We start from the raw sequence: 14143 nt of genomic DNA on the forward strand, positions 1-14143 counted from the left end.
GGCCAGATTTCGTGGGGTTCGGTCTTGTCGGTGGTAGTGGCGTCCACCATCAGCAGGATCCGGTCGGCCTGGCGAATTTCATCCCAGGCCCGGGCAATGCCGATCTGTTCCACCTCGTCGGGACTGTCCCGAAGGCCGGCGGTATCGATGATATGCAGGGGCATGCCGTCGATGTGGATATGTTCCCGGAGCACGTCGCGGGTGGTGCCCTCGATGGCGGTTACAATGGCAGCTTCCCGGCCGGCCAGCGCGTTGAGCAGGCTGGACTTGCCGGCATTGGGGCGGCCGGCGATGACCACTTTCATGCCGTCACGCAGAATGGTGCCCTGCTGGGCCTCGGCCAGGATAGTATGGACCCTCTCGATCAGTGCCTTCAGATCGGTGGCCACCTTGCCGTCGGCCAGGAAGTCGATTTCCTCCTCGGGAAAGTCGATGGCGGCCTCGACATAGATCCGTAAGTGAGTAACCGCTTCCACCAGATCGTCGATCCGACGGGAGAATACGCCCTGCATGGAACGCACGGCACAGCGAGCCGCCTGCTCCGAGCTACTCTCGATCAGGTCGGCAATGGCCTCGGCCTGGGCCAGGTCGAGCTTGTCGTTCAGGAATGCCCGTTCAGAGAATTCACCGGGTCGGGCCAGACGGGCACCGAGGCTGCAGACTTCCCGGAGCAGCAGATCCAGGATGACGGTACCACCATGGCCCTGGAGCTCGAATACGTCCTCGCCGGTGAAGGAGTGGGGGTTGGGGAAAAACAACCCGATGCCCTCGTCGATGAGCTGGCCGGAGTTATCCACAAAGGGACCGTAATGGGCATACCGGGGTCTGGGTTCGAATCCCAGCATGCGCCGGGCGATGTCCCGGGCTTTCGGACCGGAGACCCGGACGATGCCGACGCCGGCCTGGCCCGGCGCAGTGGCAATCGCGGCGATGGTATCTGTGCTCTGCTGCATGAAAATTCCCCGGCTGAAATAACAGAGGCTCCGTGAAGGAGCCTCTGTCGGGTCAGGTCAGCACTCTGGTCAGTGCTTCCTGCCTGCCACTTCCGCTTCAATCTTGCGGGTAATGTACCACTGCTGGGCAATGGACAGAATGTTGTTCACCAGCCAGTACAGAACCAGGCCCGCCGGGAACCAGAGGAAGAACACGGTGAAGATCAGCGGCATCATCTTCATAATCTTCGCCTGCATGGGATCTGGTGGCGTCGGGTTCAGGTGCATCTGCAGGAACATGCTGGCGCCCATCAGGATCGGCAGGATGAAGTAGGGATCCATCTGGGACAGATCCTGGATCCACAGCATGAACGGCGCGTGACGCAGCTGGACACTCTCGAACAGAACCCAGTACAGGGAAATGAATACCGGCATCTGCACCAGGATCGGCAGGCAGCCGCCCAACGGATTGATCTTCTCCCGCTTGTACAGGGCCATCATTTCCTGGGACATACGCTGGCGGTCATCGCCATAGAGTTCCTTGAGCCGGGTCAGCTGCGGAGCGACCGCGCGCATTTTGGCCATGGACTTGTAACTGGTGGCGGACAGGTGGAAGAACACCGCCTTCACCAGCACAGTCAGCAGGATGATGGACACGCCCCAGTTACCCACAAGGCTATGGAACCACTGCAGGATATAGAACAGCGGCAGGGAGATGAAAAACAGCCAGCCGAAGTCCACGGTGCGGTCGATATTCGGGGCAATGGCCTCAAGCCGGTCGATGATCTTCGGACCGACGTAGGCCTTGGCGCCCACTTCGGCCGTCTCGCCCGGCGCCACGGTGGTGGCCGGATAGACAAAGCCCATCACATGCAGCGGACCACGCTGGGTGGTCTGGAACTGGGCCGGCATATCCCGCTCGGGAATCCAGGCGCTCAGGAAGTAATGCTGCAGGAAGGCCAGCCAACCATTGGTGACCTGCTGGTTGACGCGATTTTCCTTGAGGTCATCAAAATCGAACTTTTCATAGGGATCTTCCGGCGAGCTCATCACCATGCCCAGGTAGGCACGGATGCCCATACTGGCCTGGCTGGTGGGGTCGGGAGCTTCGTCACGGACGATCTTGCCGGTGAAGTTGGCCTGCCATGGCTGTCCGGAATTGTTCTCCACCAGGTAACGAACACCGATTTCATAGCTGTCGCGCTCGAACTGGTAGCGTTTGGTGATTTTGACGCCGGTATCAGTGGTGTAGGTGAGATCAACGGTCAACTGGTCCTGACCTTCGTCGAGCTGATAATGGTCAGCCGCGGCCTGGTACACGGGACCGGTGCCATTCTTCTGGCTGTCCGGGCCGTCACGACCAATCAGACCGCTTTCCATAAGGTAGGTGCGGGTGTCCGTACTGGTCAGAAGCTGGAGTGGTTCTTCACTGTTCAGCGATTTGTCGAAGTTGAGAAGCGAGCTGCGGACAAGGTTGCCGCTGACCCGATCGATGGTCAGGTCGTAGACGTCCGTGCGGATGGTGACGAACTGGTTTTCAACGCTGGTGCCTTCTGCGCTTGCCGGGATTGCCGACTGCCCGGTTTCGGGTGTGGAAAACTCTTCGCTTCCGGCCGAGGAAGTGGTGCCCTGTTCGGGAAGCACCATGCCATCGTCACCATTGGCACCGTTGCCATTTGAGGCACTGGCAACCTGAGCAGTTTCAGTAGGTTGCGGCTGCTGATGATAATCCTCGTTCCAGGCCAGAACCATCAGATAACTGACAATCGCCAGGCCGGCAAACAAAACAATGCGTTGAATATCCATAGGATTACTGTCTGGTCTGGGTGGTTTGAGGGGAATGCTCAGTACCTGGAACAGGATCGTAGCCGCCTTCACTCCAGGGGTGACACCTGCCTAAACGCCGGATCGCCAGCACCGAGCCTTTAGCGGCACCGTGCAGGGTAATGGCTTCAACCGCGTATTGCGAGCACGTGGGATAGTGGCGGCAGTGACTCGCCATCAGAGGACTGATTGCATATTGATAGAAGCGAATGGGTACAAGCAAGAGTTTGCGCATTACCCCGTTCCTCTACCGGCAGGCGTGGATTCAGCTGCACGGGACGGCGATGACTGGTGGTATTTTTTCTTGAGCCGGCGCCAGAGGTCATTCAGGGAATCCCGGATGGCCTGATTATCCAGGTTGGTCAGGCCTTGACGCCCAAGGATCACGATGTCTACGCCGGGCAGGCCACTCTGGAGCCTGAAAGTCTCTCTGACCTGGCGTTTTACCCGGTTTCTCTGGACGGCCAGCTTGAGGTTCTTCTTGGAAAAAACCAGACCGATCCTGGCATGACCGAGATCGTTCGGTGTAGCCAGGATCAGGAAATTCCGGTGCGGAACCTTCAGCTGCACGTCGTCGAAGACTTTGCTGTAATCCGCTGGCCGCAGTAAACGGGCGGATTTCGGGAAGCCCAAAGCCTTCATCAGGCGAACAGGTCTTACGCTGACAGGCGCGCGCGACCTTTGGCACGGCGACGGGACAGAACCTTGCGGCCGTTGGCAGTAGCCATACGGGCACGGAAACCGTGGACGCGCTTACGCTTCAGGACGCTTGGTTGAAACGTTCTTTTCATGGTGACGATCTCACATTTCGTAAGTTTGAAATTCAGTAACTGGCTGGAAAATGTACAGCCAAAACAGGAGCGGCATTCTATGCAAATACCGGTGAGAATTCAATGGTTATTGTGTGAGGGACAATACGGGGTCGGTGGACTGGTCTCGGGAGCAACCAGATAACAGATTTAGTAAGTCTTTTATGAATTCTTTTAAGGATTAATTATTACTGTTATTAGGGTCCCTGATTTCTGTGGAAAAGCCAAATTTTCGTTTTTAATTCAGTTTCTTCTGGCGTTGACAAGGTTATTGACAAGGCGGGGTGAGGTCTGTGGAGAACGCAATGACGGAATGTGGGAAAGTCGAGGTTGACCCAAAAGTGCAGGTTATCCCCTGATCGGTCCCGGGCTTTCGCACAGGGTTGCACGCAGGGTGTGCACACAGGGCTGTGGGTAACTTTTTTGCAGGAGGTTTTCTGTACACAAGGCTGTAGGTAAGTTTCTAAGATTTTGTTTTTGAATATTTAAAATTTCCACAGGCTGTTTATGAGTTCAGTTTTGCACTTTTACTGCCAGGTCGCTCGGGTTAGAATCCGTGATCACCTCTTTACTACCGGAAGCTGTCATTCCGGAGAGAAGAATTTCTGGGTTATCGGGAGCAGACGGTCGTGCCGAACAGTATCTGGCATCAATGTCTTGAAGTACTCCGGGACGAGTTTCCCGCACAACAGTTCAATACCTGGTTGAGACCGCTACAGTCTGATCACAGGGAAGGTCAGCTGGTGCTGTTTGCTCCCAACCGGTTTGTCATGGACTGGGTCAACGAAAAATATCTTCGTCGTATAGAGGAAGTCCTCAAGGATCTGAACGGAGGTCAGGCGCCCCGGGTCAATATGAAGGTGGGGTCGGCGCCCCGGGAACAGGCTCCGGTAAACCGCGCCGCCGACAAACCGGCGGTCAATGGCAGGCTGCAGGAAGAAACCGGCAACCAGGTCACCGAAGAGGAAAAGGGTGTCGCTGCCACGGTGGCGGGACCGGTGAGCGTAAAGCCCAAAACCGACCATGATCGCCGGGAAGTGCAGGTGGAAGGTGACATCAAGCACCAGAGCTTCCTCAACGAGGGCTTCACGTTCGAGACTTTCGTGGAAGGTAAGTCGAACCAGCTGGCCCGGGCTGCGTCCATGCAGGTCGCCGAAAATCCCGGTGGCGCCTATAACCCGCTCTTTCTGTATGGCGGCGTGGGCCTGGGTAAGACCCACCTGATGCACGCAATCGGTAATGAGATCGTTCGGCGTAATCCGCGGGCCAAGGTGGCCTATCTGCGGTCCGAGCGCTTTGTCGCGGATATGGTCAAGGCGCTGCAGCTCAATGCCATCAACGAGTTCAAGCGTTATTACCGGTCGGTGGATGCCTTGCTGATCGACGATATCCAGTTCTTCGCCCGCAAGGAGCGTTCCCAGGAAGAATTTTTCCACACCTTTAACGCCCTGCTTGAGGGTGGGCAACAGGTGATCGTGACCTGTGATCGCTTCCCGAAAGAAATCTCCGATATGGAGGAGCGGTTGAAATCCCGGTTCGGCTGGGGTCTGACCGTGATGGTGGAGCCGCCGGAGCTGGAGACCCGGGTCGCGATCCTGATGAAGAAGGCGGAACAGGCCAACGTCAAGCTCAGTAGCGAAGCGGCCTTTTTTATTGCCCAGAAGATCCGGTCCAATGTGCGAGAGCTGGAAGGGGCGCTTCGTCTGGTGATAGCGAATGCTCACTTCACAGGCTCCGAAATTACTCCGCCGTTTATCCGTGAGAGCCTGAAAGACCTGCTGGCCCTGCATGAAAAGCAGGTCAGCATCGACAATATCCAGCGCACGGTGGCGGAGTACTACAAGATCAAGGTGGCGGACCTGTTGTCCAAGCGGCGGACCCGGACGGTTACCCGGCCCCGGCAGGTTGCCATGTCGCTGGCGAAGGAACTGACCAACCACAGTCTGCCGGAAATCGGCGACGCTTTTGGCGGGCGGGACCACACGACGGTGCTGCACGCGTGCAAGAAGATCCTGGAACTGCAGGATACGGATCCGGGTATCCGTGAGGATTATCAGAACTTTATGAGATTGCTGACCACCTGATGCCGGGCGTTAGCGACAACATTCACCCTTCCAACACCAAAGAAAGCTGAGTGCCATGAAACTGACGATCAGCCGTGAATCCCTGCTCACCCCGCTGCAAAGCATTGCCGGCGTGGTGGAAAAGAAACAGACAATGCCCGTGCTTTCCAACGTACTGCTGGTGGCCGAGGACAATACGCTGACCCTGACCGGGACCAATATGGAGGTTGAACTGGTGGGCCGGGTGACTCCGGTGCATGTGGACCAGTCTGGCCGGATCACGGTGCCCGCCCGGAAGCTGGCCGACATCTGTCGCGCCCTGGGCGATGAATCGCCGATTGAGTTGTCCCTGGAGGGCGATCGCCTGCACCTTCGCTCCGGCAACAGCCATTTCACCCTGTCCACGTTGCCAGCAGAGCATTTCCCCAACGTAGAGGATGAAGACGAGAGCTTCCGGCTGGAACTTCCCCAGAAGGAACTCGGGCGGATGCTGGATGCCACCGCCTTCGCTATGGCGCAGCAGGATGTCCGGTATTACCTGAACGGCCTGTTGCTGGAAGTGTCCTCGGATCACGTGCGCACTGTGGCCACCGACGGCCACCGGCTGGCGATGGCCCATGTGGATATGCAGACCGGCTGCCCGGAGCTGCGGCAGGTTATCGTGCCGAGAAAGGGCGTGCTGGAACTGGCCCGTCTGCTGGATGACGTGGAAACGCCGGTGACACTGGTGATCGGCGATAACCATCTGCGCGCCACCGTCGGTGCCTATACCTTCACCTCCAAGCTGATCGAAGGCAAATTCCCGGATTACAACCGGGTGATCCCCAGGGGCGGTGACAAGGTGGTGCTGGCTGACCGGTCCACCCTGAAAAACACGCTTCAGCGCGCGGGTATTCTTTCCCACGAAAATATCCGGGGTGTCCGGCTGAACCTGGGACCGAACCAGCTGCAGGTGTTTGCCAACAACCCGGATCAGGAACAGGCCGAAGACGCGCTGCCGGTGGAGTATCAGGGCGAATCACTCCAGATCGGCTTTAATGTAGGCTACCTGGTGGATGTGATGAATGCGCTGGATGATGATCAGGTGAAGATTACCCTGTCCAATCCGAACAGCAGTGCATTGATCGAATCGGAAAGCGACAACCGGTGCCTGTACGTGGTCATGCCGATGCGGCTGTAACCGGGGTGCCGGGTAAGGGAGGACACACCATGGGTACCGTGACGAACGGAATCAAAGGCGCATTCAGGATTGGCCAGACACTGTCGGTGCTTGGCCGCACCGGTGTCAACTGGGTTCGGGGCGAACGGCCCGCTACCCCGCGGCTGCTGCGGCAGACGTTTGAATCCCTGGGTGCCACCTACATCAAGCTCGGCCAGTTCATCGCCAGTTCGCCGACATTCTTCCCCAAGGAATACGTGGAGGAGTTCCAGTACTGCCTGGACAAGACGCCGAGTCTTCCGTTCGGGGTGATCAAGAAAATTATCCGGGAAGAACTGGGGCGTCCGATCGAAGAGGTCTACTCCGAGATAGATCCGGTGGCGCTGGCGTCCGCGTCCATCGCCCAGGTCCATGCGGCCCGTCTGGTGACCGGCGAAGACGTGGTGATCAAGGTCCAGAAGCCGGGTGTGGAAAACATCCTGCTCACCGACCTCAACTTCCTGTACCTGTCGGCGCGTATCGTCGAGACCCTGGCACCGAAACTGTCCTGGACCTCCATGTCCGGCATTGTGGAAGAAATCCAGCGCACGATGATGGAGGAATGTGACTTCATCAAGGAAGCGAACAACCTGAAGGTGTTCCGCAACTTCCTGCACGATACCCATAATGAAGAAGCAACCTGCCCCTTGGTTTATGAACATTGCAGTACCCGCCGCATCTTGACGATGGAACGCTTCTACGGTGTGCCACTGACCGATCTGGAAAGCATTCGCGGTTATGCGCGGGATCCGGAGCACACGCTGATTACCGCGATGAACACCTGGTTTGCCAGCCTGACCCAGTGCGAGTTTTTCCACGCGGACGTACACGCCGGCAATCTCATGGTCTTGCGGGATGGCCGGGTCGGTTTCATTGATTTCGGGATCGTGGGACGGATCAAACCGGATACCTGGCAGGCGGTGAGCGATTTCATCTCGGCGATCATGGTTGGCAACTTTGACGGTATGGCGTCGGCCATGATTCGTATCGGTGTCACCCATCAGACGGTGAAGGTCTCGGACCTAGCGGCAGATCTCCGCCGGCTGTATCAGCAGATGGACAAGATGGTGCCCGATCATGTGCCTTACGAGGTGGACCAGGCCGAGGACGATGTGAACAACATCCTGATGGATATGGTGAAGATCGGTGAGAGCCACGGCCTGCATTTCCCGCGGGAATTCGCGCTGTTGCTGAAACAGTTCCTGTACTTCGACCGGTATGTTCACATCCTGGCACCGGAAATGGATGTCTTCATGGATGAACGATTGAACATGTTGCACTGAGCCTGTCGCCATCACCGGACAGCTTTTGTACACTAAGGCAGCGCACGGATAATCCGGCGCTGCCTTTTTTAATGGCCCAGTTTCGTCCCCCCGGAAAGCCAACCTTTCTATGGCCCTTGTCAGACTCCAGACCGAGCATTTCCGCAATCTGGCGCCGGATCCGGTGTCTTTCTCGCCGTCGTTCAATCTTCTCTACGGTGCCAACGGCAGTGGAAAAACCAGCGTACTCGAGGCGATCGGCTATCTGGGACTTGGCCGCTCGTTCCGGGTCAGTCGTCATCAGGCGGTGGTTTCCCATGGGCAGAACCGTTTGACCGTGTTCGGCGGTCTGGACCGGGGCGCGGAACAATCGGTTTCCGGGGTTGAAGGCACTCTTGCGCACCGGCTCGGGATCTCCCGGGATGTGAGCGCGAAAGAGACGTCGCTGCGAGTCGATGGTGAAAGCGTGCGGAGTCTTTCCTCTATGGCGAAGCATCTCCCGGTGTCGGTTATCGATCCTGGGGTTTTTGACATTGTGGCGGGCGGTCCCGGAAAGCGGCGACAGTTCCTGGACTGGTTAGTGTTCCACGTGGAACCTTCCTTTGCGTCGGTGTGGCAACAATGCCAGAGAGTCACATCACAGCGGAATCAGACGCTCAGAAATGGTAGAATAGACGAATCCCTGCTTCGGGTCTGGGATAGTCAGTACGCAGGCCTCAGCGAGCGCCTGAGCGACTCGAGGCAGGCCACCTTCGACCGGTTCAAGGAAGCCTTCGAGCTGCTGGTTGATCAGGTGGACGTACCCTGGACGCAGGGCTTGAAGATGGAGTTTTTCCCGGGTTGGGACCGGGCGCACGCGCTCACCGAGATCCTCAGGAATCACCGGGAACAGGAACTGAAGATGGGCCATACATTGTATGGCCCCAATCGGGCAGACATCCGCCTCAAGTTTCAGGGGCGGCCGGTTGCCGAAACCTTTTCCCGGGGTCAGCAGAAAACCCTGGTTATATTAATGAAGATTGCCCAGGGGATGGTGTTGAGCGATATGGGCCGGCAGGTCACGTTTTTGCTCGACGACATCAACGCAGAACTGGATGTTGGTCATCGGGCCATGTTGGCCCGGAAACTCCGGGCCCTGGGCAGCCAGGTATTTATTACATCGATTGAGCATCCGGATCCCGAGTCCCTCTGGGGCGCTGACGAAACCCCGGATTACAGAATGTTCCACGTGGAACATGGCAAATTGACGGAAGAATAAACCGGCGATGCCAACCCTGATGATGAAGCCCACGAGGCCGTCAGGCTAGCACCGGTCATCACCCTTCAGGAGTCACCTAATGAGTGAATCGAACTACAATTCCTCCAGTATCAAAGTCTTGAAAGGACTGGATGCGGTGCGAAAGCGGCCCGGCATGTACATCGGCGACACCGATGACGGTACCGGCCTGCACCACATGGTCTTTGAGTTGGTGGACAACTCCATCGATGAGGCTCTGGCGGGCTACTGCTCCGAAATCGGGGTGATTATCCACCCGGACGAGTCGGTAACCGTCAAGGATAACGGTCGTGGTATCCCGACCGACCTCCATGAAGAGGAAGGAGTGTCCGCCGCCGAGGTGATCATGACCGTCCTGCACGCTGGTGGTAAGTTCGATGACAACAGCTACAAGGTCTCCGGTGGCCTGCATGGTGTGGGCGTATCCGTGGTTAACGCCCTGTCCTCTAACCTGACTCTGACCATCCGCCGGGACGGCAAGGTCTATGAGCAGACCTACATCCACGGTGTGCCGAAAGCCCCACTGTCGGTGGTCGGTGATACCGATGCCTCCGGTACCAAGGTTCATTTCATTCCGTCTCCGGAAACCTTTTCGAGCATCCAGTTCCACTACGACATCCTGGCCAAGCGTCTGCGGGAGCTGGCCTTCCTGAACAGCGGGGTGCGGATTCGACTGACCGACGAGCGCTCGGGCAAGGAAGAAGTCTTTGAATATGAAGGCGGTCTGCGTGCTTTCGTGGAGCACCTGAACTCCACCAAGACCCCCATCAACCGCGTGTTCCATTTCAATCGTGAGCGTGAGGACGGTATCGCCGTCGAGGTGGCCATGCAGTGGAACGACGCCTTCCAGGAAAACATCTACTGCTTCACCAACAACATCCCCCAGCGGGATGGCGGTACCCACCTGGCAGGCTTCCGGGCCGCCCTGACCCGCTCACTGAACAACTACATCGAGCATGAAGGTCTGGGCAAGAAGGCCAAGGTGGCGACCTCCGGTGACGATGCCCGGGAAGGCCTGACCGCGATTATTTCGGTGAAGGTTCCGGACCCGAAATTCTCCTCCCAGACCAAGGACAAGCTGGTGTCCTCGGAAGTGAAGACCGCGGTGGAGCAGGAACTGTACCAGAGTTTCAGTGACTTCCTGCAGGAGCAGCCGAACGAAGCCAAGCTGATCGTCAACAAGATGCTTGAGGCGGCCCGGGCCCGGGAAGCGGCCCGCAAGGCCAGGGACATGACCCGCCGCAAGGGCGCGCTGGATATTGCCGGCCTGCCCGGCAAACTGGCCGACTGCCAGGAAAAGGACCCCGCCCTTTCCGAACTGTTTATTGTGGAGGGTGACTCCGCGGGCGGCAGCGCCAAGCAGGGTCGTGACCGCAAGACCCAGGCTATCCTGCCCCTCAAGGGCAAGATCCTGAACGTGGAGAAAGCCCGGTTCGACAAGATGCTGTCCTCCGCGGAAGTGGGCACCCTGATCACTGCCCTCGGCTGTGGTATCGGCCGTGAGGAATTCAATCCGGACAAGCTCCGTTACCACTCCATCATCATCATGACCGATGCCGACGTGGACGGTTCCCACATCCGGACCCTGCTGCTGACCTTCCTGTTCCGGCAGATGCGGGAAATCATCGAGCGTGGTCATGTCTTCATTGCCATGCCGCCCCTGTATAAGGTCAAGCGCGGCAAGCAGGAGCAGTACCTGAAGGATGAGAAGGCCAAGGAAGCCTACCTGACCCAGACAGCCCTCGAGGGTGCCCAGCTGTTCGTGAACGCCGATGCGCCGGCCATCAAGGATTCGGCCCTGGAGACCATGGTCAAGGATTACCAGGCGGTGATGGCGATGATTGATCGTCTGTCCCGCGCCTATCCCGCCAAGGTCCTGGAGCAGATGCTGCATAACGTCACTCTCAAGATGGACGACCTGAAGGACGAAGAGAGCGTGGCACGGTGGGTAGGTCGCCTGGGCGAGGGGCTGAACCTGGATACCCGTACTGGTACCAAGTACACCTTCTCGGTCACCCGGGACGAAGAGCGCGGCCTGTTCCTGCCCAAGGTCACCATCTACGTGCACGGTATCCCCCATGAGCACGTGTTCAGTCACGATTTCTTCGAGTCCTCGTCCTATGCCGCCATTGCCCGTATGGGCGAGACCCTGGAGGGGCTGATCGAGGAAGGTGCCTATATCCAGCGTGGCGAGCGCAAGCAGACGGTGTTGTCGTTCGAAGGTGCCCTGGCCTGGCTGATGAAGGAGGCCCAGCGGGGTCTCAACATCCAGCGCTACAAGGGGCTGGGTGAGATGAACCCGGAGCAGCTGTGGGAAACCACCATGGATCCGGAAACCCGCCGGATGATGAAAGTCACCATCGAGGATGCCATCGCCGCAGACCAGATCTTCACCACGCTGATGGGTGATGACGTCGAGCCGCGCCGCAACTTCATCCAGACCAACGCCCTGGAAGTCACCAACCTGGACGTGTAGGTGGCCTGAGAAAGGCACAAAAAAAGGGGGGAAGTGAGAGCTTCCCGCCTTTTTTGTTTTAAACAGTTCTTCTTTATTTCCGGAAGATTTAAGACCTATTTGCCGGAGGTCTGTTCCCGGGACCGGGCCTTCTCTTTCTCCCGTTCCTTTTCCACCAGGTGCGGTGCCATGACCTCTTCCAGGGTGTAGCCGGTAAGGCGGCGGATGGTGCGCCACAGGTACCAGAAAATCAGCATCATCATGACCATGGAGGGAATCGCGATCATCGGATAGCTCACCAGGGTCATGCGCCCAAGCTCTTCGTTGAAGGCCTGGGTGCCGGAGGGGCTGGTGACAATCCATTTTGCCAATACATAGTTCATGATCGAGGAAAACAGGAAGGTGCCGGCGAAGAAGTAACTGGCTTTCAGCAGACGGCCTTCGAACTCACCTTCCCTGCCTTCGTGTACCAGCCGTTCCTGGATCTTGTCCACGTCCAGTACGGTCGGGTTGTACAGCAGGGTTCGGACCAGTGGATACCGGGTACGGGTAGACACCAGCACGGCCAGCCCGATGATCGCCGGTACCGCCGCTTCCTTGATGGCCAGCCACTGGGAATTGAGCTCGAGCAGACCGATGCCACCGGTAAGGCCGACACTGATCAGGCCAAGCAGGGCAATAAAGTTCTTCTTGTGGTAACGCACCAGTTCGAACAGGCCCCAGCCCAGAGGAAATGCCAGGCCGATGATCAGGGCGTTCACGCTGCCCAGGTGTTCATCTCCGCTGAACTTCATCAGGATGACCGACGGGATGATGATGCTGACGAGCAGATCCACCCAGGGGCGGGGCTTGTGATCGGGAACCGATCGGGGAGTGTCCGGAGTCATTGAATTACCTGGTTGGACAGCCTGTGTACGCAGGCCCGGTGAATAAACGTGTTCAGGCAGTATACGATGAATCCGGGGGTATTCGAAGGGAGTTGGCCGGGTCGCGGGGACCCGGCCGGCAAATGCCTTTGACGATCAGGCACCTGCCTCTTTCAGACTTTCCTCGACAATGGCCAGGCCTTCCTCAAGGATGTCATCCTCGATGGTGACCGGCATGAGGAAACGCAGGGTATTGCCATACATGCCGCAGCTCAGCAGGATCAGGCCTTTCTCCTTGGCCTTCTTGGTGACCGCCGCCGCCAGTTCCGGCATGGGTTTGTGGGAATCCTTGCTTTCCACCAGCTCGATCGCCGCCATGGGGCCGAGGTTGCGCACGTTATCCACATGCTCGAACTGCTCCTGCCACTGGGCAAAACGGGCGTTGAGCTTCTCGCCCAGACGCTGGCTCTTGCCCAGGATGTCCTCTTCCTTGAACACGTCGAAGACGGCCAGGGCCGCCGCACAGGCCGTGGGGCTGCCGGTGTAGGTGCCGCCCAGGGAGTTCGGGCCGGAGGAATCCATGACCTTGTCGGTACCGACAATCGCGGAGATCGGCATACCGTCCGCCATGGATTTGGCCATGGTCATGATGTCCGGCTCGACACCGCTGTGTTCGATGGCAAACATCTTGCCGGTACGGCCGAAGCCACTCTGGACCTCGTCGACGATCATCAGAATGCCGTTGTCGTCGCAGATCTTGCGGACCTTTTCCAGGAAGCTCTTGGGGGCCGGATAGAAACCGCCCTCACCCAGTACCGGCTCCAGCACAATCGCTGCGGTATTGCGGGCCGGGGAATCGGCCTTCATGGTCATGGCCAGTCCACGCAGGGCCTCGTCCTCGGAAACACCGTGGTACGGCACCGGGAAGGGCGCCCGGTACACCATGCCCGGCATGGGGCCGAAGTCGGTCTGGTAAGGCGCGGCCTTGCCGTTCATGGCCATGGTCATGAAGGTGCGGCCATGGTAGCCGCCGTCGAAACAGATGACGTTGGTCTTGCCGGTGGCTGCCCGGGCGATCTTCACCGCGTTCTCCAGGGCTTCGGCACCGGAGTTGGCGAGCATGACCTTGCCGTGTCCGCGTACCGGCACCACTTCGCTCAGCTTCTGGGCCAGCTTCACATAGCCCTCGTAGGGCATCACCGTCTGACAAGTGTGCATCAGCTTGTCCAGCTGCGCCTTGACGGCTTCCACTACCTTGGGATGACGGTGGCCGATGTTCAGCACACCGATGCCGCCGGCGAAATCGATCATGCGCTTGCCGTCGGCATCCCAGAGTTCGGCGTTCAGAGCGTGATCGGCAAACTGTTCATTGGGACTTGCCGCGCCTGCTGCCACGTAACGTTCTTTGAGAGCCTGCAATTCTTGATTGCTCACTTTGCGATCCTCCTGTTCGGGAGT

At 58.2% G+C, this 14143-nt stretch carries 12 protein-coding genes; 5 read left to right on the forward strand and 7 right to left on the reverse strand.

The features are described 5' to 3' along the window. The 5 genes from mnmE to rpmH form a co-directional block, all read right to left on the reverse strand. Positions 1–953: tRNA uridine-5-carboxymethylaminomethyl(34) synthesis GTPase MnmE (gene mnmE, locus ACESMW_RS05890; protein ID WP_372986132.1), on the reverse strand; the 953-nt coding region annotated here is incomplete at its 3' end. A gap of 69 nt (positions 954–1022) precedes the next feature. Then, a complete protein-coding gene (gene yidC / locus ACESMW_RS05895) occupies positions 1023–2738 on the reverse strand; it encodes a membrane protein insertase YidC (protein ID WP_372986133.1) in 1716 nt (571 codons plus the stop codon). Positions 2739–2742: 4 nt separating this feature from the next. Further along, positions 2743–2991 carry a membrane protein insertion efficiency factor YidD gene (yidD, locus tag ACESMW_RS05900; RefSeq protein ID WP_372986134.1) on the reverse strand — a complete coding sequence of 83 codons (249 nt, stop codon included), beginning with the start codon at positions 2989–2991 and terminating at the stop codon, positions 2743–2745. Further along, positions 2991–3398, reverse strand: a complete 408-nt coding sequence (gene rnpA / locus ACESMW_RS05905; protein ID WP_372986135.1) for a ribonuclease P protein component — start codon at positions 3396–3398, stop codon at positions 2991–2993. Before rnpA ends, yidD begins: the two co-directional genes overlap by 1 nt. Positions 3399–3412: 14 nt before the next feature. Further along, complete coding sequence (rpmH, locus tag ACESMW_RS05910; RefSeq protein WP_008940054.1) at positions 3413–3547, reverse strand: 50S ribosomal protein L34; 135 nt, start codon at positions 3545–3547, stop codon at positions 3413–3415. Positions 3548–4194: 647 nt separating this feature from the next. On the opposite strand from rpmH, the gene dnaA reads away from it, so the two are divergent. The 5 genes from dnaA (at position 4195) to gyrB (ending at position 11840) form a co-directional block, all read left to right on the forward strand. Beyond that, positions 4195–5649, forward strand: a complete 1455-nt coding sequence (gene dnaA, locus ACESMW_RS05915) for a chromosomal replication initiator protein DnaA (protein WP_372986136.1) — start codon at positions 4195–4197, stop codon at positions 5647–5649. Between the two features lie 55 nt (positions 5650–5704). After that, positions 5705–6808, forward strand: a complete 1104-nt coding sequence (gene dnaN / locus ACESMW_RS05920) for a DNA polymerase III subunit beta (RefSeq protein WP_372986137.1) — start codon at positions 5705–5707, stop codon at positions 6806–6808. Between the two features lie 29 nt (positions 6809–6837). Continuing rightward, positions 6838–8109, forward strand: a complete 1272-nt coding sequence (locus tag ACESMW_RS05925; protein WP_372986138.1) for an ABC1 kinase family protein — start codon at positions 6838–6840, stop codon at positions 8107–8109. Between the two features lie 109 nt (positions 8110–8218). Beyond that, the gene (gene recF, locus ACESMW_RS05930; protein ID WP_372986139.1) at positions 8219–9346 is read left to right on the forward strand and encodes a DNA replication/repair protein RecF; all 1128 of its coding nucleotides are present in this window, start codon (positions 8219–8221) and stop codon (positions 9344–9346) included. Between the two features lie 79 nt (positions 9347–9425). Continuing rightward, the gene (gyrB, locus tag ACESMW_RS05935) at positions 9426–11840 is read left to right on the forward strand and encodes a DNA topoisomerase (ATP-hydrolyzing) subunit B (RefSeq protein WP_372986140.1); all 2415 of its coding nucleotides are present in this window, start codon (positions 9426–9428) and stop codon (positions 11838–11840) included. Between the two features lie 95 nt (positions 11841–11935). On the opposite strand, the gene ACESMW_RS05940 is transcribed toward gyrB, so the two are convergent. Then, the gene (locus ACESMW_RS05940; RefSeq protein ID WP_372986141.1) at positions 11936–12706 is read right to left on the reverse strand and encodes a VC0807 family protein; all 771 of its coding nucleotides are present in this window, start codon (positions 12704–12706) and stop codon (positions 11936–11938) included. 135 nt (positions 12707–12841) lie between these two features. Further along, positions 12842–14119, reverse strand: coding sequence for a 4-aminobutyrate--2-oxoglutarate transaminase (gene gabT, locus ACESMW_RS05945; protein ID WP_372986142.1), 1278 nt, complete (start codon positions 14117–14119; stop codon positions 12842–12844). Positions 14120–14143 lie beyond the last annotated feature (24 nt).

This window comes from Marinobacter sp. (assembly GCF_041690455.1).
Taxonomy (GTDB): Bacteria; Pseudomonadota; Gammaproteobacteria; order Pseudomonadales; family Oleiphilaceae; genus Marinobacter.